The 19,869-nt window shown below is 56.2% G+C and carries 18 protein-coding genes; 7 read left to right on the forward strand and 11 right to left on the reverse strand.

Translation table 11 applies throughout. The annotated features are described in order from the left end of the window. Positions 1-11: 11 nt before the first annotated feature. The 4 genes from IE090_RS05075 to IE090_RS05090 all read right to left on the reverse strand — a co-directional run bounded on the left by IE090_RS05075 (position 12) and on the right by IE090_RS05090 (position 5,257). Positions 12-1,085 carry an imelysin family protein gene (locus IE090_RS05075; protein WP_189387261.1) on the reverse strand — a complete coding sequence of 358 codons (1,074 nt, stop codon included), beginning with the start codon at positions 1,083-1,085 and terminating at the stop codon, positions 12-14. Between the two features lie 19 nt (positions 1,086-1,104). Continuing rightward, on the reverse strand, positions 1,105-2,259 hold the full coding sequence (locus IE090_RS05080) for a DUF1513 domain-containing protein (RefSeq protein WP_189387262.1): 1,155 nt from the start codon (positions 2,257-2,259) through the stop codon (positions 1,105-1,107). An 11-nt stretch (positions 2,260-2,270) separates the two neighbouring features. Next, positions 2,271-3,716: a di-heme oxidoreductase family protein gene (locus IE090_RS05085; RefSeq protein ID WP_189387263.1), complete on the reverse strand. Its 1,446-nt coding sequence runs from the start codon at positions 3,714-3,716 to the stop codon at positions 2,271-2,273. An 86-nt stretch (positions 3,717-3,802) separates the two neighbouring features. Next, positions 3,803-5,257, reverse strand: a complete 1,455-nt coding sequence (locus IE090_RS05090; protein WP_189387264.1) for an imelysin family protein — start codon at positions 5,255-5,257, stop codon at positions 3,803-3,805. Between the two features lie 237 nt (positions 5,258-5,494). Between IE090_RS05090 and IE090_RS05095 the strand changes: the two genes are divergently transcribed. The 3 genes from IE090_RS05095 (at position 5,495) to IE090_RS05105 (ending at position 8,357) form a co-directional block, all read left to right on the forward strand. Further along, positions 5,495-6,766, forward strand: coding sequence for a cytochrome-c peroxidase (locus IE090_RS05095; protein WP_189387265.1), 1,272 nt, complete (start codon positions 5,495-5,497; stop codon positions 6,764-6,766). A 70-nt stretch (positions 6,767-6,836) separates the two neighbouring features. Continuing rightward, complete coding sequence (locus IE090_RS05100; RefSeq protein ID WP_189387266.1) at positions 6,837-7,616, forward strand: TIGR01458 family HAD-type hydrolase; 780 nt, start codon at positions 6,837-6,839, stop codon at positions 7,614-7,616. Between the two features lie 36 nt (positions 7,617-7,652). Then, the gene (locus IE090_RS05105) at positions 7,653-8,357 is read left to right on the forward strand and encodes a tRNA-uridine aminocarboxypropyltransferase (RefSeq protein WP_189387267.1); all 705 of its coding nucleotides are present in this window, start codon (positions 7,653-7,655) and stop codon (positions 8,355-8,357) included. Here the strand turns inward: IE090_RS05105 and IE090_RS05110 are convergent. The 6 genes from IE090_RS05110 to gpmI all read right to left on the reverse strand — a co-directional run bounded on the left by IE090_RS05110 (position 8,323) and on the right by gpmI (position 14,998). Then, positions 8,323-9,738, reverse strand: coding sequence for a D-arabinono-1,4-lactone oxidase (locus IE090_RS05110; protein WP_189387268.1), 1,416 nt, complete (start codon positions 9,736-9,738; stop codon positions 8,323-8,325). The genes IE090_RS05105 and IE090_RS05110 overlap by 35 nt on opposite strands. A gap of 2 nt (positions 9,739-9,740) precedes the next feature. Next, positions 9,741-10,040 (reverse strand): c-type cytochrome, encoded by a 300-nt coding sequence (locus IE090_RS05115; protein ID WP_189387269.1) that lies wholly within the window; start codon positions 10,038-10,040, stop codon positions 9,741-9,743. A 115-nt stretch (positions 10,041-10,155) separates the two neighbouring features. Continuing rightward, positions 10,156-10,929, reverse strand: a complete 774-nt coding sequence (locus tag IE090_RS05120) for a divergent polysaccharide deacetylase family protein (RefSeq protein ID WP_189387270.1) — start codon at positions 10,927-10,929, stop codon at positions 10,156-10,158. Beyond that, entirely contained in the window at positions 10,926-12,275 is a 1,350-nt protein-coding gene (locus IE090_RS05125) for a S41 family peptidase (protein ID WP_189387271.1), read from the reverse strand. Before IE090_RS05125 ends, IE090_RS05120 begins: the two co-directional genes overlap by 4 nt. A gap of 44 nt (positions 12,276-12,319) precedes the next feature. Further along, the gene (locus tag IE090_RS05130) at positions 12,320-13,444 is read right to left on the reverse strand and encodes a murein hydrolase activator EnvC family protein (protein ID WP_189387272.1); all 1,125 of its coding nucleotides are present in this window, start codon (positions 13,442-13,444) and stop codon (positions 12,320-12,322) included. 9 nt (positions 13,445-13,453) lie between these two features. Further along, the gene (gpmI, locus tag IE090_RS05135; RefSeq protein WP_189387273.1) at positions 13,454-14,998 is read right to left on the reverse strand and encodes a 2,3-bisphosphoglycerate-independent phosphoglycerate mutase; all 1,545 of its coding nucleotides are present in this window, start codon (positions 14,996-14,998) and stop codon (positions 13,454-13,456) included. A 150-nt stretch (positions 14,999-15,148) separates the two neighbouring features. Here gpmI and IE090_RS05140 point away from each other — a divergent pair, with 150 nt between their 5' ends. From IE090_RS05140 to IE090_RS05155, 4 genes are all read left to right on the forward strand, one after another. Further along, on the forward strand, positions 15,149-15,562 hold the full coding sequence (locus IE090_RS05140; protein ID WP_189387274.1) for a rhodanese-like domain-containing protein: 414 nt from the start codon (positions 15,149-15,151) through the stop codon (positions 15,560-15,562). Positions 15,563-15,586: 24 nt separating this feature from the next. After that, positions 15,587-16,057: a protein-export chaperone SecB gene (gene secB, locus IE090_RS05145; RefSeq protein WP_229815474.1), complete on the forward strand. Its 471-nt coding sequence runs from the start codon at positions 15,587-15,589 to the stop codon at positions 16,055-16,057. A 150-nt stretch (positions 16,058-16,207) separates the two neighbouring features. Further along, entirely contained in the window at positions 16,208-17,191 is a 984-nt protein-coding gene (gene hemH, locus IE090_RS05150; protein WP_229815475.1) for a ferrochelatase, read from the forward strand. Positions 17,192-17,292: 101 nt separating this feature from the next. Further along, positions 17,293-18,102 carry a crotonase/enoyl-CoA hydratase family protein gene (locus IE090_RS05155; protein ID WP_189387276.1) on the forward strand — a complete coding sequence of 270 codons (810 nt, stop codon included), beginning with the start codon at positions 17,293-17,295 and terminating at the stop codon, positions 18,100-18,102. Positions 18,103-18,149: 47 nt separating this feature from the next. On the opposite strand, the gene IE090_RS05160 is transcribed toward IE090_RS05155, so the two are convergent. Then, positions 18,150-19,859: a SulP family inorganic anion transporter gene (locus tag IE090_RS05160; RefSeq protein ID WP_189387277.1), complete on the reverse strand. Its 1,710-nt coding sequence runs from the start codon at positions 19,857-19,859 to the stop codon at positions 18,150-18,152. Positions 19,860-19,869: the final 10 nt, after the last annotated feature.

Here is a 19,869-nt window from a genome sequence, read left to right on the forward strand (position 1 = left end):
TCTAACTACTGTTAGTCACCGTCCGTGAAGTTGATGCCCAGATCAATGCCTAAGGCCACCGGAATTTCACGCTTGAAGTTACCGTCGAGCATGCCAATGGCGGCGTTGAAATCTACCGCATTGCGCTCTGCCAGTGCCTGCTCGGCCATGGCAATATTCGCGTTTACGGCATTGACGTTTAACTCATAACCTTGCTGTTGCATGCGCTCTAGAATGCTGGCCCCTGCGTAGGGTTCGGTCAGCAAACGCTTGCTGGCCTCAAATGCTGTGCCTACCAGCTGCCAAGAGGCTTCGGCTGTGGTGCCGGCTTGAGTGATGACGTTGCGCTTTTTCAAATAATCCAGATATTCCTGGCCACTAATTAAGATCTGCGCCAATGCCTCGCGAGCGTTAGGCAATTGATTGCTGATCAGGCGTTGGTCGAAGCCGCTGCCGCTGTTGTCGTAGTCAATGCTCCAGCCCCCAGCCAGCTGCTGAGCATGCTGCTGTAAAAGGCCAGTTAGGCCGGTCAATATGGCGCAGCGCTGGGGTGTGTTGGCATAGTTGTCGGCCAAGTTGTCGCCATAAAACAACGCCTCTTCTAACGCCAGTAAGCCGACGTACTGAAAGCGCTGTTCAGCAAAAAAGGCGTCACCTAGGTTGTCTTCTGTCAGCCAGTTTTGCTGTGTGGTGCGCACGGTTTCACGGTAGTCGGTGCCGCGCAATCGCAGTGAATCGATGTAGGTATACAGAGGTAATACAGGGTCGGCATCGGCGGGGCCGAAGTTAAACAGCTGTGCCTGATACCAAGCATCGGCGGTCGCCAGCCACTGTTGCTGTAACTCTGGTAAGCCTGCGGCACTGGGTTGCTGGCACCAGCTCTGGGACTGGCTATTTAACACCGCCGTCTGCTCATGAAATGCGTCTACCGCCGGCAAAATTTGCTGTCGGGTAATGGCTTCTACCAAGTTCTGGCGCTCAGCTTGGCTTAGCCCTTCGCCTGAACTGTCACCACTGCTACTGCTGCCACCACCGCCACAGGCGCTAAGAAGCAAGGCGCAGCTAAGGGCGGTCGCAGTTAAGGCGGTATGTGTTGTTGTAATCATCACGGTCTCCAAAGCCGCGCTAACTGGCGGCGAGGTTAGGGTCGATGGCATGCAAATGGTTATCCCAAGCGACATCGCTTAGGTGCTGACGACTGCCGGGAATCTCTTCCAAGTTGAAGGCATCGAGCTGGCGTATATGGCCATCAGAGTTGGTCAAAATAAAGCGCTTTTGGTCGAGGCTGACGGTCAAGCCGCAGACATCATGCAAGCGGTGGTAGCCGGCCAGCCGGCCACTGTCGATGTGCCAAAACAGGGCGATATCGCCACGCGGGCTAGTAAAACCGGCCAAGCGACTGCGGCCATTAATGCGGGTGCTGCCCATGTAGTCGTTGCAGTGCCACAGCAAGGTTTCGGGGGTGTCTAACACTTGTAAGGCATTGCCGCCTGACGGTAGCAGTGCGGCCAGTGGGGCCAACTGCTGATGCTCGGCTGCTTGGCGCTGCATCTGCAAAGCCACGCTGATGCTGCCATCCTGCGCAACATCTAGGTGACGAATGCTGGCCTTTGGCTCGGCCACTTGATACTCCGCTAACAGCTCGCCGTTATGGCTGTCGATCAAGCTCAAACTGGAGCGCATACTGTCGAGGTTTAATACTTTGCGCCCGCTATCTGGGTGCGTCAGCAAACCGCCATTGGCAACGGCCAGGGTGCGCCCGTCGGGCATCAGTTGCAGCTCGTGTGGGCCGATGCCGTGGCTGCTGAATGAATCTAACACCTGATAGTTGTCGGCGTCGCGCACGATCAAGCGCCCAGTGCCCTGTTGATAGTCGGATTCGCTGGTAAATAAATAGCGGCCATCAGCGCTGAAGCAGGCATGACCATTTAAATGATGGTGGGGCAGGCAGGCGCTGCGTTGTTGGATGCGCCCAGATAGCAAGTCGATTTCTACCAGCTCCCGCCCTGGGCGACGCGCCACCACAATTAAATGCTGGGGCCTTAGGGCATGCTGCAGCACATCGTGACCACGCAAGCCAGTGACTGTGGTGGCGTGTGTTGAACTACTGGCCCAAGCAGCGCCGTATTGCTCCGGTGTGCGTCCTTGAGCCGAAATCAGCCACTCGCGCGGAGCAGGCTGTTGCGCCAGATAACGGCCACCGCTAAAGGCAGCCATGGCTGGCAAAGATAGGCCGGCGAGCACTAGCTGGCGCCGTCGGGCATTGATGGGCATGGTCATCGGGAGCTACCTCACAAAGAATTCACAAACATCAGCAACTGTTGGCGCTGTGGCGTGCTGAGTTCGGTAAATGCTTGGCGACTGGCGGCTGCTTCGCCGCCGTGCCAGAGAATGGCTTCTTCTACCGAGCGAGCACGGCCATCGTGCAAAAAGTTCTGACTGCCACTGATGTGTTTGCTAAGGCCAATGCCCCACAGCGGCGCTGTACGCCATTCACGGCCACTGGCCTGATAATCTGGGCGACCGTCGGCCAGCTCTGGCCCCATGTCGTGTAACAAAAAATCGCTGTACGGCCAAATGCGCTGGCCACCCAAATGCGGCTGCTGTTCGCTGGCAAGGGTGGTGAAATCTGGCTGGTGGCAGCGCTGACAACCGGTTTGATAAAACAACTCACGCCCCGCCATTACCTGAGTATTTTCTGGGCTGCGACGCTTGGGCACACCTAGGTTGCGGTTGAAGTCGACCACCATTTGCAGCAACTCTTCACTCAACTCAACGCCGTTGGCGTCATTGCCATCTGGCTGCTCCTGACAGCTGGGTTGTGCTGGGCTGCAGGGCTGCTGCGGAAACAGCGGGTTGGTAATGCCGACATCGCCGGCAAAGGCGCCCGCTACGGTAATTTCTAGGCTGGCACGATTGGCTTTGAGGCCAAAGCGACCGGGGGCTACGGCTTGGCGGCGATAATCCCATACTTGATTGACGCGACCAGAAATACCGTCACCGTCGAGGTCTTCGGGGTCGGCTAGAGCATCGATATCCGCTTGGTCGATCAGTTCGATCAAGCCGGCACCATGAATAGACGGTGCAATGCGCAAGCTCATCAAGGTATCTGGATGCAATGGGCCATAGCCCAGATTGCGAATTTCAATGCGCGGACGGCGCAGTTGGCGCTGCTGGCCATCTGGGTAGGTAAAAATATCGTTTTGCCAGTGAACGTGAACATAGCCCTCGGGTGCAACCGACATGGGTAGCTCTGCACCGCTGTGACGCAACTGATGCGCCAGCGCCACCGATTGCGATTGCAGTTGCTCGCCGTAGGTTGGCTCAGGTAGCGCGCCGTGGTGCGGGTGGTTGCCGGGAATGCTTAAGCGCAAAAACGCACTCAGCAAAGGTGTATCGCCGCTGTCGGGCACATGGCCGCGACCGCCTTTGGTATGGCAGGCCAAGCAGGTGCGAGCGTTATACAAAGGGCCGAGGCCATCACGGGCATCGGTAATGGTGGGTGCTTTAATCCAAGGCTGATGGGCTAGGGCTTTGCCGGCGTAAAACTCGGGTTTGGCACTGGCCGGTAAGTTAGCCACAGGCAGCTCCGAGCTAGGAAAGGGGCTGAAGTTAACACTGGCATCACCGCCAGGCAGGGCTTCTGCTGGGTCGTAAGGGGGCGCTTCCTGACAGCCCACCAGTGTCACGGTAGCGCTGATCAAGACCAGCAAGGAGTGATGAGGCAATCGATTCATGGCGATAGCAATCCAACCAATAAAACGGCAGCGGCATGTGCCGCTACCGTAAGGGCTGACCGTGGCTGACGGTCAGTGTTAACAGCTTACTCTTCACATGTTGTGGTCGGGTTTTGGGTGTCGCATGCCGAGGCTTCTGGGTCGACCACAACGCTGCCCAGCTCCAGTTGGGTAGCGATTTCGGCGATGACCGCGGATTGCTCATTCAGGGCAATAATGGTGTCGGCAACGGAGCTGGTATCCGTCGACTGAATCAGCACGTCAAACGGTGTGCCGGCACGCGCTTGATTGTCGATGGTGGTGTAACCCGTCTCTGTTTTGGCCAGAGCGGCAGTCATTTTCGCAACGAGGTCGTTATGGCCAGCATCTTTCAGTAAGTCGTCCAAGCCATAGCCGTTGATGGCATTGCTGGTGACATCATCGGTGCCGTCTAAGTCGCTGTCATAACCGGCATAGTCACCGTAGAAGCTGTTGGCCACACCTTCGGCATTGAGCCAGATGTCGCGGTGAGTGTTGTCTGAGAAGCAGGAATGCTCATCTTCTTGTGAGTTAGCGCTAAAGGCGATTTGCATGCGCTCGCCAGCCAGCTCACCTTCTGACAGTGTGCCCATACCGGTCATGATTTCGGCCAGCTTCTGCTTGGCTTGCTCTTGGCTGTCCGCTTGAACGAATGCAGTACGGTAGCTGGCGCCTTCCGCCCAACCGTCGCGCACTTGCTTAAGATCGGCGATGAGCTTGTCTACGGCCACTTCCAAGAATTGGAAGCGACGATCGGCGTTAGCGTCGGTGGTGAAGTCGGTCAATGGGCGTTGGCCACCAAAGGCCAAGTTTTGTGCGGCCCAAGTTTTCACGGCATCGCCACGGTCGCTGCCGATGGTCGGCTCAGCATTGTTATTTAAGTCCTGGCCCCACAGCAGGAATTCGATGGCGTGATACCCAGAAATAACATCACGCTCGTCTTCTGCGGTGGCGGTATTGGCCAGTAGATCTGCGTTGATTTCGATGTCGCGGTTACCAATGATGTTTTCGGCTGGGCTATTGCTGGCCACGTCCGCATCGATGGCGGCACCGCCGTTAACGCCGGTTTGGTGCTCGGTCACACCAACTTGATCTGTGTCGAAATCGCTGTCGTTGGTTTTAACGTAATCGATCAGCGCTTCGCCCAGTGGCCAGGCATTGATATCGCCTTCAGGGCCGTCCTCGGTGCTGTAGTCGCTGGAATCGATGGGGCTCATGCGGAAACGATAAACTTCTGTTTGGCCATAGGGCTCGCGTGCCACCAGCCAAGCCTGTTTGGCGGCATCCAAATTGGCCTGAGTCGGGTCGGCTTTAAATGCAGCAATCGCAGTTTTCAGTGCTTCGGCCGTGGTAACGGCATCGCTGTAGGCGGCATAGGCAATGTCAGCGTTGGTGTTGAGTACCTTTTCAACATTGCCCAAGTTAAGACCGTCTTGCTTATCGTTGGAATCGTTGTCGTCACTACCACAGGCAGTGACCATCAGCGCGGCAGACAGCGCCGCTGCCAGTTTGAGCTTGTTCATGATGCATCCTTTAGTTTTTTAGACCATGCCGGCCTGTTGTCTGCGGGTCTTCGCACCTGACCATGTAAATAGGCAGCAGGAGCGAAAGAGCGGGACACACTCTAATGTTGTTGATAATCACTTGCAATAATTCTAGGCAATAAAAATGATTATCATGTTAGTTAGCTTTTGATATGATACCCATGATTTATTTATGGATAAAGCCCGGAGCGTCAACGGGTTCAGGAGAGACTTCATATGAGCTGTGCCTATCCCTTACGTCTGCTGTTTTATAGCGCCCTAATGGCTGGCTTGAGTGGCTGTGGTGGGTCATCTAGCAGCAACAGTGACCATCAGCCAGATACCTCGCCGCTTAGCCAAGCGACCCTAGGTAAGCAATTATTTTTTGACACCAACTTGTCGGCTAGCCGCACTCAATCCTGCGCCAGTTGCCATGATCCGGAGCACGGTTTTATCGACAGTCGCACCGGCGCTGATGGTTTGATGCGATTTGCTTCATTAGGGGACGACGAGGTTTCTCTCGGCGACCGCAATGCACCGACAGCGGCCTACGCTCAGTTCAGCCCAGAGTTTTATCAGGGCCAGCGCCAGCGTTTTAACACGGACGGTGATTTCAGTACGTACCAGGGCTATCTGGGGGGACAGTTTCATGATGGTCGCGCCGATGATCTAGCTGCACAAGCAGGAGGGCCACCGTTAAACCCAGCTGAAATGAACATGCCAGACAAAGCCGCTGTGGTGTCGCGCTTGTTGGAAAACGACGACTATCAACGCCAATTTACAGCACTGTTTGGTGCTGATATCTGGGATGATACCGACGCTGCATACGCCGCTATGACGCAAGCCATTGGCGAGTTCGAGAAGAGCACTGAGTTTGCGCCGTTTGATTCGCGCTACGATCGCTCGTTGTTGCCAGTGGGCGATGCCAATCGCTACACCTATCACCCCGCTTCTAAAGCCGCGTTGGGTAAGGCGCTGTTCTTCTCAACTGAGTTTACGAATTGCGCTGCCTGTCACCAGCTCAAGCCCCAAGGTCAGCGCGGTGAAGTGTTCACAGGTTTCGAATACCACAACCTGGGCGTGCCAGAAAACACGGCATTACGGGCACTAAATGGCGCCAGTGGCCCAGACCTTGGTTTGCAGCAGCACGTTGATGAAACGTCATTGGCGGGCAAGTTCAAAACACCGACGTTACGCAACGTGGCCGTCACTGGCCCTTACATGCACAACGGTGTCTTTCGTCAGTTGGATACTGTGTTGTTGTTCTATGAGCATGCTCGCCAGCGCGCCAATGGCAAGGCCACTGACTTTGTTAACCCAGAAACCGGTGTCGCCTGGCGTGCCCCTGAGGTGGACCGCAACCTTAGCAACGTCGAGCTAGGCAGCGGCAGTAAGGACCTCAGCGATAAGCAAAATCGCGAGGCATTAGAGTGCTTCTTAATGTCATTGACCGATGCCCGCTATGAGCACTTGCTGGATGCCACAAAAGTCACGGAGTGTGGCTTGTAAGCTGCTACTGTGATGCCACCGCAGCGGCTATGTTGAGTTGTGTTCTCAGTTATGCCGGTGTGGAGGCAGCATGCAAGCCCTTTTATTTGACATTGATGGCGTGTTATTTAGCGATAGCGGCGCCATCAGCGGTGCCGCTGATACGGTGCGCTGGGTTCGGCGTGAGGGCATTCCTCATTTATTTGTTAGCAACACCGTCAGTGTTAGCCGCGCGGAGTTGCTCCGTCGTTTGCAAACCCTAGACCCGAGCGTTACCGGCGAGCAGCTGTTAACACCGGCAATGGCATTACGCCACTGGCTGGCGGATCAGCCGGCCATGCACTTAGCGCTGTTTGTGCCACCTACCGCTCAGGCCGAACTGCAAGACGTGGCCAGCTACCGCGAGGAAGAATGCCGCGGCGTGGTCATCGGCGATTTAGGTCCCAATTGGAGCTATTTCCATCTTAATCATGCCTTTCGTATCTTGATGCAGCGCCCCGGGCAAATGCTGCTGGCGTTGGGCATGACACGCTACTACGACACAGATTCAGGCCTGCACCTCGACACAGGACCATTTGTGAAAGCACTGGAATATGCCTCAGGCCAGTCGGCCATGGTGTTTGGTAAGCCGGCATCGAGCTTTTTTCAACGAGCACTGGCGCAGTTAAACACCACCGCAGCAGACACCCTGATGGTGGGGGATGACTTAATGACCGACGTGATGGCGGCGCAAAACTGTGGCTTGCAAGGCGCCTTGGTGCGCACGGGCAAGTATCGCCCGCAAGACGAGCAAGGCAGTTTAAAGCCTCATTTTGTGCTCGACTCCATCGCCGACCTACCTGCCTTTTGGCGCAAGCAGCACGCTGCCTAATAGCAATGTCGCTTGGCGCTGGCATAATGCGCCACCATGAATAATGTCATTTCTCAGCTGCGACGCCAGCAGGCGGCGCAAGCTTCTAAACCCTTTGTTGCCCGTGGTGCCAAAGTTAATCGCTGCCCTGATTGCTTGCTGGCACGCGAGTGGTGCCTGTGTGCTGACGTGCCACAAGCCGAGCAGGGCGTGGCCTTGTGCTTGGTGTATTACCCAGGTGAAATCTACAAGCCCAGCAACAGCGGCCGACTATTAGCGGATGTTATCGCTGATAGTCACGCCTTTATTTGGCAGCGGCCTGAACCGCCGGCTGGTTTATTAACGCTATTGGCGCGACCGGAATATGCCCCCATGCTGATATTCCCCTATGAATACGCACAGCACCACCAGCAGTTGCAGCAAGATCAGCAGTTACATGACTACATTGGCGAGCGTACGCCACTGTTGGTGGTGTTGGATGGCACTTGGCGCGAAGCCCGTAAAATGTTTCGCAGCCACTGGTGGCCTGAGCTGCCAGTGCTGGCGGTGCAACCGCAGGCGCTGTCGGGTTACGCCTTACGCAAGGCAGTGCAGCCTCATCAATTGGCGACCGCTGAGGTCATGGTGCCGCTGCTGCAGCGCTTGGGCAAAGCCCGCGCTGCAGACAAGCTCGATGAGTATTTCAGTCGCTTTCGCCGGCATTATCTAAAGGCGAAAGCGAACCACATTAAGCGCCCAACACTCGACTCAGGTGGTCGTTGATAAAGCGTCCTTGCGGGTCCATGTCACGGCGTAGCTCTAAGAAGTCGTTAAAGCGCTCGTAGCGTGCCGCAAACTCCTGTGGGCCGAGGGTGTGAATCTTGCCCCAGTGTGGACGCCCGTCGTACTTCCAGAAAATGGGCTCAATGGCGGCAAAGTAGGCCTTGTAGTCTTTGTCGTGGAAGTTATGGCAGCTGATGGCAAAGCCATCGCGACGATAAAAGGGGCTCAGCCAATGTTCGTCGGCAGCCACGTAACGTGCTTCGATGGGAAAGATCACCGGAATATCTTGTTTTTTGATGGTGGCGAGGATTTCTTTCAGGCACTGAGGGCCGACTTCTGCCGGTACCACGTATTCCATCTCGTTAAACAGGATGTCGCGCAGGTTGCCGAAGATTTCGTACGACTTGCCGTAACGAGTTTCTGGCTCGACACCACTGGCGCCAAAGTTGACCAGCCAGCTGCGCATAAAGGGCATGTAGTCGATCATGTTCGACATCATGCGAAAGGCTTCATAAGCATCGCCACTGGCAACGGGCGGCTCAGCGGGAATTTCATCCACGCTGACCTTATCGATGGCGACACCGAGCATGTAGTCACTGTGTGGCAGGGCAAACATTTCGTAGTGGCGGTGTTTATCACGCAGTTCTGCAGCGCGGGCGAGGCCTTCTTCTTCCGACATCATCCAGCTGTGTTCTTTCAGGTGATAAGCCGGGTCTGTTTTGATGCGTGATTTGGTGACCACCCCCAGTGCGCCAATGTGGTTACCTGCGGCGTAAAACACATCGCTGTTTTTGGTGGGGCTGCACTCAACAATGTCGCCATCGGCTTTAACAATGCGCATGGCCCGCAAATGGCTGGAAATACTGCCGAGCTCTTTGCCGGTGCCGTGAGTCGAGGTGGCAATGGCGCCGGCAAAAGACTGGCTGTCGATGTCGGACATATTGATGGTCGACATACCGTGCTTCCACAGCTCGCGCCCTAGCATAGAAAGCCGTGTACCGCCCCAAACGTCAGCCTCCAGTGCTTGCAAGTCGGCATTTTCTACACCGCGTAAACGCGCCAGCGACAATAAGGTGTGATTGGTTGGCACCAAGCCGCTGAAACTATGGCCCGAGCCGACACAGCGAATGGTGTGATTGGCGGTCTTGATGGCATCAATTAATTGCTCTTCATTGCGCGGCACCAAGCGCTCACTCGGTTGACAGCTCTGGTTACCGGACCAGTTCTTCCACGGCAGCACGCGTTTGCCATCGGCGCCTATGATGCCGGCAGGGGGTTTGGGTTCGTTAGAGGAGCAGCCCGCAGTGGCAGAAGCCACCATGCCAGCGCCAACGGCTTTCAGCAAATGACGGCGACTGAGATTAATGCGATCGAAATTCATGCTTATTTTTCCTTAGCCATGTACTGAATGATGTCGCGAATGTCGTCTTCGGTGCATTCCACACAGGTGCCCATGGCCGGCATGTTGCCGATGCCATTAATGGCGTGGCTAACCAGAGTGTCCATGCCTTGGTTGACCCGATCGCGCCATTCATCTGAGAACGCAGTGGGCGCACCTGAAACACCAACGCCATGGCAGGCGCTGCAGTAAATTTCATACAGTTCGATGGTGTAGTCGTCAGTGGCGACTGCCGGCAAGGCGCTGCAGAGCAGGGCTGCAGCGAGTACAGTGTTTTTTATCATTGTCTGCTCCCCGAAAGTTGCGCCCAGATTAACCAAAGTGAAACGAACGTACAAGGTTTGGCGCACGGCAAAACCGCCTCGTCGAGGCGGTTGCAATCGGGTATCGGTATGGTTTTTAGCGAATCTGTAGTTGGTAGCGGCTGGTGTGCTGCGGCATAGCCCAGCGTTGCCACAAACGCTGGCTTAAGAAGCGGTCGATGCGCTGCAAGCGCACGCCGCGCTGCTTGAGTGTGGGTAACGCTTGTTCGAGAAAGTCCAAGGATTCAGGGTAGGGGTGGCCAATCAATACCGCATAGCCACGCTGTTCGGCCAGTGCAATGGCACGCTCAAACTGGCGAGCAATGTCGGCTTTGGCAACGCTGTGGTCGAGAAAGACATCGCGACGCAATGCCGGCAGCGGCTGAGCTAACGCCTGTTGCAGGGCGACGCTGTCGGCGCTGGTGAGGCTGTCGACAAAAAACAGCCCACGCTTTGCTAGGGTCTGCATCACGGCGCGCATGGCCTCTGGCTTACGGGTCAGCAAGCTGCCCATATGGTTATTGACGCCGGTGACAAAGGGCACGGCGGTTAGCGATGTTTGCAGCTGCTGCTGCAGTTCCGCTGGACTCATTTCTTCGGTCAGAGCGCCTGGGCCCAATTTGGCGCCGGTATCGTTGGCCATAGGGGCATGCAGCATCACGCCATGACCCTGTTGATGGGCCTGGCGCGCCAGCATTTGGGCGTAGGGGGTGTGCGGTAAAACGGCATAGGTAAGGGGGCCTGGCAAGGCCAAGGCGCGCTCACCTAATGCTCGATTGTTGCCTAAGTCATCAATGATGATCAGCAAGCTGGCCGCTTGCGCCGGGGCGCACAGCAGCAACAAGGCCAGCCATAGCCAGCGTTTGATCATTCGCCGTTACTGTTGCTATCGGTCTCGGCTGCTGCCGTGGTGGGGCGCAAAATATTCAAACCGCGCAGCAAGGTATGGGCTTCGTACAATTGGAAGTCGCGCTTTAGCAGCTCGCTGGTGCTGTTTTTGCTGACCTCTTTGCCGTCTTCTTCACCTTCAGGGTTGCTGAGGTGGCCAGGGAGATCGGCTTCTTTAAAGTAGCGTTGTTTGTAGGGCGTGACTTCGCTTTGCTCGATCCAAATATCGGGCTTGATGCCTTGCGCTTGAATCGAGCGCCCTTGCGGCGTGAAGTAGCGTGCGGTGGTCAGCTTAATGGCTTTTTCTTCACTGATTGGCAATACGCTTTGCACCGAGCCTTTGCCAAAGGATTGAGTGCCAACAATGACGGCGCGCTGGTGATCCTGCAAGGCACCGGCGACAATTTCTGAGGCCGACGCCGAGCCGCCATTGACCAGTACCACCAACGGCAGTTCGCGCGCCACGGTGCGCTGAGTAGCGGAATAGCGCAAGCGAGAATTCGGTGCGCGACCCTCGGTGTAGACGATAAGGCCGTCATCGATAAAGGCATCGGCCACTTCCACCGCAGCGTCCAATACGCCGCCTGGGTTGTTGCGCAGGTCGAGAATCAAGCCGCGAATATCGCCTTGTTGCCAGTCGAGCAGAGCACCGTTCAGTTCACGGCCGGTGTTGGCTTGGAATTGGGTAATGCGTACATAGCCGATGTCATCGGCCATCATTTCGGTACGCACGCTGGCGACTTTGATTTCTGCGCGTTCCAGCTCAAAGCTGAGCAGTTCTTTTTCGCCCTCGCGTCGCACCTCTAGCTCAATAGTAGTGCCAGGCTCGCCACGCATGCGCTCGATGGCGTCGGTCAGGCTCATGCCCATTACCGCTTCGCCATCTAGCGTCACGATCAAATCACCGGCTTGTATGCCGGCTTTTTGTGCTGGGGTATCGTCAATGGGCGTGACCACGCGAATCAGGCCATCTTCCATACCGACTTCAATGCCTAAACCGCCAAATTTGCCTGAGGTGTGCTCCTGCAAATCGTCGTAATCGTCAGGCTGCAGGTAGGCCGAGTGCGGGTCTAAGGAATTGAGCATGCCGTTAATGGCGTACTCAAACAGGGTTTCGTCGTCGACTTCTTCCACATAAGCGCTGCGAATACGCTCAAAAATCTCGGTGAAGTTGCGCAGCTCTTGCAGTGGCAATTTGCCCTCTTGGGCAGCGGCGGCGATCGCTTCGGCGGAAGCATCACCTTGAACTGGGGTGGTCTCGGTATCCGAGGCGTAAGCGTTCAGTGAAAACAATAAAACAGCGGCAGGTACTAAACAAAAACGACGCATGAATCAGTCTCGGTCGGGTGAAATGTTGCAAGAATGGCACAAAATTAGCGGCGTTTCAGCCATGCCGCTGGATCCTGTGCTTTGCCCTTATAACGGATCTCAAAATACAGTGAGGGTTCCTCACTGGCACTGTTGCGCCCGCTGCGAGCCAGCACATCACCGCGATACACCCAGCTGCCAACGTCGTGAAACAGCGCTTGGTTATTTGCATACAGGCTCAAGTAGCCATCGCCGTGGTCAACAATACTGACCAAGCCGTAGCCGCGCAGCCAGTCGGAAAACACAATGCGGCCATGATGCACGGCAATCACAGGTTTGCCTTCAGCGCTGCTCATCAGCCAGCCACGGCGGCGTGCTTTAGTCTCAGGGTTGACACTGCCAAAGGCTTCTAGCACTCGCGCGGCATCGACGGGCATCGGCAACTTACCTTTCATCGAGCGGAACGGTTGCTCGTCTTGCTGACGGTTGGTGTTGGCGAGCAAGAATTCGACTTCGCGCAACAGCTGTTCTAACCGCTGGCGGTCGGCCTCTTTGCGCTTTAAGCGTTGGCGCTCGTTGCTCATGTCGCGCTTTAAGCTGGCGAGCAAGGTTTGCTGCTGTTGGCGCTTGGTTTTTAGACTGGCGTTCTTTTGCTGTAGCTGGCGCTCGGTTTGTTGCAGTTGCTGTTGCTGCGCTTGAACTTGTTGATCAATGGTGGCCAGTCGCTGTAGCTCGGCGATCAGGTGCTCGATGCGCTCGCTGCGGGCCTGATTAAAGCTTTGAAAGTAGCGCAGTAAGCGCTGGCTTTGCTGCGGGTCGTCTTGGTTGAGTAGCACTTTCAGCGGTGCGGTGTTGCCCATGCGCGCGGCTGCACGCAGTTGCTCACTCAGGTGTTGGCGGTGTTGTTGCTGAAGCTGGCGGAGCTGTCCCTGCTCCTGTCTGAGCTTTTTTAGCGTATCGCGCTCCTCCTTGAGCTGTTGGCGCGTCGCTTCGATGCGGCGAGTGAGCTCGGCAATGTCTTGGTCCGATTGCTGCAGTGACTGATCTAGCTCGCTGTATTCAGCGCGAGCGTTTTTTAGCCAGGCTTGCAGTTTTTTAATGTCCTGCTGCAGGGCTTTTAGCTCGGCTTCGTCGTCGGCCCAGCCGCTGCTGCAGGCGAGCAGCAGCACCAGAGTGAGTACGATGCGCACGGCGCCTCCTTAAGCCTGCCACTGAATCAGTGGTTGGCCGGTCATCTCGGTGGGAATGTCCAAGTTCATCATGCTCAGCAGGGTCGGGGCGACATCGCATAAACGGCCCGGCTGCAAGGTGGCGGCTTTTGCACGGTTGTGCACATAAATCATGTCGACGGGGCCGGTGGTGTGTTGCGTCATGGCACGGCCCTGATCGTCCACCATTTGCTCGGCGTTGCCGTGGTCAGCGGTGATCAAACACTCGCCGCCGACTTCTAATAACGCCTCGGTCACGCGTTTTAAGCACACGTCGATGCACTCGGCAGCTTTGACGGCAGCGTCGTAAACGCCACTGTGGCCGACCATGTCGCCATTGGCGTAGTTGCAAACAATCAGGTCGTAACCGCCGTGCTTGATGGCATCGACCAGTTTGTCGGTGACTTCATGGGCGCTCATGTCGGGCTTGAGGTCGTAGGTGGCGACATCGGGCGAGGCGATCAGCTCGCGCGTTTCGCCGTCGTACTCGGCTTCACGGCCACCTGAAAAGAAGAAGGTCACATGCGCGTACTTCTCTGTTTCGGCAATGCGTAACTGCTTCATGCCCTGGGCCGCTACGTATTCACCAATGCCATTTACCAGCGCTTCTGGCGGGAAGGCGCAGCTGGCGGGAATGTCGGCGGCGTATTCGGTGAGCATGACAAAGTCGCTCAGCTTGGGGCGCTGCTGGCGCACGAAACCGCTAAAGTCGTCGCCTTCGACAAACGCTCGGGTCAGTTCACGGGCGCGGTCTGGGCGAAAATTAAAGAAGATGATGGCATCGCCGTCTTTAACTTGGGCGTCGGCGTCGCCAATGACAGTGGCCTGTACAAACTCGTCGTTTTCATCGCGATCGTAGGCGGCTTGCAGCGCAGCCATGCCGTTATCGGCCTGGAACGGCGCCACGCCCTCGGTCATGGCGCGGTAGCCATGTTCAATGCGCTCCCAGCGGTTGTCGCGGTCCATGGAATAAAAGCGGCCAATCAAGGTGGCCAGCTTGCCATTGCCGAGCTCAGCAAGCTTGTTTTCGACCGCTTCGATGGAAGCTTGGGCGCTGCGTGGTGGCATGTCGCGGCCATCGAGAATGCCGTGCACCAATGAGCGGCTCACGCCTTTGGCTTTGGCCATGTCGAGCAGCGCCAGCAAATGGTTCTCATGGCTGTGCACACCGCCGGGGGACAGCAAACCGACAAAATGCACTGCGCCACCGCAGGCAATGGCTTTGTCCATGGCGGCACTCAGTGCTGGGTTGGTGGCCAGCTCGCCGTCGGCAATGGCTTTGTTAATGCGGGTGTAGTTTTGATAAACAATGCGGCCAGCGCCTAGGTTCATATGACCGACTTCGGAGTTGCCCATTTGGCCATCGGGCAGGCCCACGGCGGCGCCTGACGTTTGCATCAACGCATTGGGGTAGTTGGCCAGCAACGCATCCCAGGTCGGCGTGTTGGCATTGGCGATGGCGTTGTGCTCGGTTTCCTCTCGGTGGCCCCAACCATCGAGAATGATCAGAGCGGTCGGCGTTGGACGTGTCTTCATGGCGACTTAACCTGGGTCTTGTTCACAAAAAGGGCGGCATTGTACCTCAGCCACTCAGCGCTGCCTATTTTGCCACCGCTATATGGTGGTGGCCGCTGGCGCCAGACGCTATACTGCGCGCTTTATTTTTGACTGGTAGCGAAAGGCATTATGGATCAGTTGTTTGAGTTCATTGGCAATCACGTCTGGTTAGTCGCCATCTGGACAGCATTTTTGCTGGCCTTGATATGGGACAACCGCCAACGCAGTGGCGCTTCGGTGTCGGTGGCACAGGCCACGGTCATGATCAACAAAGAAGACGCTGTGGTGCTGGATATCCGCGATAAAAAGGATTACCGCGCCGGCCACGTCACCAATGCCATCAACATTCCTTACGCTAATCTGGCCAACCGCCTAGGCGAGCTGAGTCCGCATAAGGAAAAGCCCATCATCTTGGTGTGCAAAACCGGACAAACGGTGTCGATGGCGGGCAAGATGCTGCGCGAAAAAGGCTTTAATGCCGTGCGTTTGCAAGGTGGCATGATGGAGTGGACTGCTCAAAACCTGCCGGTCGTAAAAAAATAACTCACGTACTAAGGAACCCCAATCATGGCTGACAACGAAAACCCACAATTTGCTTTGCAACGCATCTACATTAAAGATTCGTCGTTTGAAGCACCGAACACGCCCAAAACCTTCACTCAAGAGTGGAAGCCAGAAATCAAACTGGACTTAAACAGCGGCGCGCGCAAAGTTGACGAAGGCTTTTACGAAGTGTCGGTTAAGGTGACCATCACCGCGACCAACGCTGACGAAACCGCTTTCCTAGTAGAGCTGATGCAATGCGGTTTGTTTGCGGTCAGCAACATCCCAGAAGAGCAGCTGCAGCCAATGCTGGGTGCTATGTGCCCGAACATCTTGTTCCCATACTTGCGCGAGAGCGTGGATGCGATGGTGGTTAAAGGTGGCTTCCCAGCTTTGATGCTGGCGCCTATCAACTTTGACGCCCTGTATCAGCAGCGCGTACAGCAAGCCCAGCAACAAGCTGAGCAAGCCTCCAGTGAAGAAGCAACGCACTGATCATTACTGAGCAAGAGTGTTGTTAAAAAACGCGGCTTGGGCCGCGTTTTTTTATGCCTGTGTAACGGCGTTTGTCGGCATAAATGAATGGAGTTAGCGGGCTCGATTCTTTAAACTTCCACAAAACTTGTACAGAGCATGGGAGCGTTTGTGGAATCCAGTCAAAAACCGTCCTTTGGTGTCCTGCTTGTCAACCTTGGCACCCCCAAAGCCCCAACCGCCAGCGCCGTGCGCGAATATCTGGCTGAATTTTTATGGGATAAACGCGTTGTCGACGTGCCGCGGCCTTTATGGTGGCTGATTTTGCACGGCGTCATTTTGCGCATTCGCCCAGGGCGCGTAGCCAAAGCCTACGCCAGTGTTTGGACCGAAGACGGCTCACCACTGATGAGTATTTCGCGCCAACAGCAAGCGGCGTTGCAGCAACTGTTGGGCCCTGAAGTCCCGGTGAGCCTGGCCATGACCTATGGCGAGCCGACCATGGAGCAAGCCGGGTTGGAGCTGCGCCGTGCCGGTGTGGAAAAAATGCTGGTCTTGCCGCTGTTCCCGCAGAATTCGTCATCGACCACGGCGGCGGTGCACGATCGCTTGGCCAAAGGTCTGGCACGCTGTCCACACTTGCCGGAAATGCGCTGGGTCAGTCATTACCACGACCATCCTTTATATATAAAAGCGTTGGCCAACTCGGTGCGTGACTACTGGGCTGAGCACGGCCAGGGCGAGCGCTTATTGATGTCGTTCCATGGCATTCCACAGCGCTACGAAGACCGTGGTGATCCTTACCCCGAGCAGTGCCGGCAAACGGCGAAAGCCTTGGCCTTGGAGCTGGGCTTAAACGACGAGCAGTGGCTGTGCTCGTTTCAATCACGCTTTGGCCGTGAGGAGTGGGTCAAACCCTACACCGATTTTACTCTGCAGGACTGGGGCAAAGAAGGCTTAAGCCGCGTGGACGTCATTAGCCCAGCGTTTGCCGCCGACTGCTTGGAAACGCTGGAGGAGTTGGAAGAGGAAAACCGCGATAACTTCCAACAAGCCGGTGGCGGTGATTACCACTACATTCCTTGCCTCAACGTGCGTGACGATCACATGCAGTTACTGGCAGAGCTGGTGCGCCAACACACTCAGGGTTGGTAAGGCTCGATCACGGAATTGCGCGTTTCGATCATGGTGCCCGCTAGGGCACTGTGTAACCATGGCGCTCGCCTTTTACTCTTAACAAAACCAGAGATCGCGTTATGACGGAACGAGTCACCTGTGATATTCAGCAAGGCGTCGCCACGGTGTGGTTAAACCGCCCGGACAAGCTGAATGGCTTGGATATGCCCATGTTTAAGCAAATGGTGGCCATGGCCAAGCGCTTGCGTCGTGATCGCTCGGTACGTTGTGTGGTGCTGGCGGCTAAGGGCGACTCCTTTTGCGCCGGGCTGGATTTTAACGCCCTCAGCAAAGACCCCAGCATGGTGCCCAAGGTGTTTTTAAAGTGGCCTTGGCGCAAGCAGAACCTCGCCCAGGAAATTGCCCATTGCTGGCGTGATTTACCAGTGCCGGTGATTTGTGCCATTCACGGCAACTGCTTTGGTGGCGGTCTGCAAATCGCCCTGGCGTGTGATTACCGCATTGCCACAGCGGATGCCAACCTCAGCATTATGGAAATGAAGTGGGGCTTGATTCCGGACATGAGTGGCATGGTGACGTTATCGCGCTTAACCCGGGTGGACATCGCCCAGGAGCTGATCATGACTGGCCGTCAGTTTTCTGCGCAAGAAGGCCATGAGTTCGGCTTGATCAGCCGCCTCGATAACGACCCCGTTGCGGCGGCACACGCCATGGCCACTACGGTGGCGAGCAAATCGCCGGATGCCGTTGCGGCTAGCAAATACCTGCTGAAAAAAACCTGGCAGGTGGGCGAGCGCCGTGCCTTATTGTGGGAGCGCCTGGTGCAAATGCGTTTGTTAGGGCGCAAAAATCAACGCATCGCCATGCAAAACGGCTTAAAGCGTGACCAAGCGCCTAAACCGTTTTTGGATCGTAGCTCTTTTCGTTAATACGGTTTAGCTAAGGCACCTCTGAATAATTTGGTGCCTTAATTGGGTTAGTCGGGTGCGCGCAGTGCACACCAAGCGTCATATTGACTCATAAACACCTGACCGCTGAGTTGCTGCAAAAAGTGCGAGCGCTTGAGTTGGTCCATCACCGGGCCTTTGACTTCGGAAAGATGCAGGCGCACGCCGCTGTCTTGCAAGCGCTGGTTAATGGCTTCTAGGCTCTCCAGCGCCGAGGCGTCAATGCCGTTGACCGCGGGACACATTAATATCAAATGCTCAATGGCCGGATTGGCGGCGACTTTTTCTGTGATTAAGTCTTCTAAGTAGCGGGCATTGGCAAAATACAGCGACTCGTCCACACGCAGGGTTAATAAGCGCGCATCGGTTTCTACCTGCACGCGCTCGACGTTGCGAAAATGCTCCGTGCCCGCCACCCGGCCCACCACGGCATAATGCGGTTTGCTGGTGCGATACAACAACAGCAACACCGACAATACAACGCCGCTGCCGATGCCGACTTCCACGCCGACCAGCAAGGTCAGCAGCAAGGTGGCAAACATGGCGGCAAAGTCGCTGCGCGAATAGCGCCAGGTGCGCCCCAGTGCTTCCAAATCCACCAGCGACAACACGGCGACAATGATGGTGGCGGCCAGCGTGGCCTTGGGTAAAAAATACATCAAAGGCGTTAATAACAGTGTGGCGATGGCAATGCCTACGGCGGTAAAAGCACCCGCAGCGGGCGTTTGTGCGCCGGCATCAAAGTTCACCACCGAGCGTGAAAACCCGCCGGTGACGGGCAAGCCACCGGAAACCGCCGAGGCGACGTTGGCGCTGCCCAAGCCCAGCAACTCTTGGTTGGGGTCGATGCGCTGGCGGCGTTTGGCGGCCAGGGTTTGCGCCACCGACACCGACTCGACAAAGCCCACCACGCTAATCAGCACAGCGGCCAGTGCCAATTGCTGCCACAGGGCAGCGTCAAAATGGGGCACGCTCAGCTGTGGCAGGCCGGCCGGCACCAAGCCTACCACCGACACGCCTTGCTGCTCTAAGCCCAAGCCCCAGGTCAGAGCCGTGGTTACGATCACAGCCATAACCGGCCCGGCTTTACTGAGCATGTCAGCAAGGCTGGGGTTAACTCCCAACTGCTGTAGCCAGGGCTTTAAATAGCGCCGCACGGCCAATAAAAAAAACAAGGCGCCGCTGCCTAGCAGCAAGGTCGGTATATGAAGCTGTGGCACATTGGCTAATAAAGAGTGGCCAATGCTTAATAAGGTATGGCCCTCAGCCTCAATGCCTAAAATATGGCGCAACTGGCTGGCGGCAATGAGCAAGCCGGAGGCGGTAATAAATCCAGAAATGACCGGATGGCTGAGAAAATTCGCCAGCATGCCCAAGCGCAGCAGCCCCATAACGATCAGGATTAACCCAGACAAGAGCGCTAACACCATGGCGGCGGCAATAACATCGTTTAACTGAGTGAGCCCTAACTGAGCAATGGCAGCCGCGGTCATCAGCGACACCACCGCCACCGGCCCAACGGCCAAAGTGCGGCTGCTGCCAAACAGGGCGTAGGCCACCAATGGCAAAATACTGGCGTATAAGCCGACCTGTGCGGGTAAACCGGCCAGTAGGGCATAAGCCAGAGATTGCGGAATCAGCATGATGGTGACAATGAGCGCTGCCACCACATCGCTGCTCAAAGCGGTGCGGTCGTAGTGTTTTAGCCACTGCAATATTGGTAGGTAACGCTGCAGCATGGGCTTCCTA

This window comes from Bacterioplanes sanyensis (assembly GCF_014652515.1).
GTDB classification, from domain to species: Bacteria; Pseudomonadota; Gammaproteobacteria; order Pseudomonadales; family Oceanobacteraceae; genus Bacterioplanes; species Bacterioplanes sanyensis.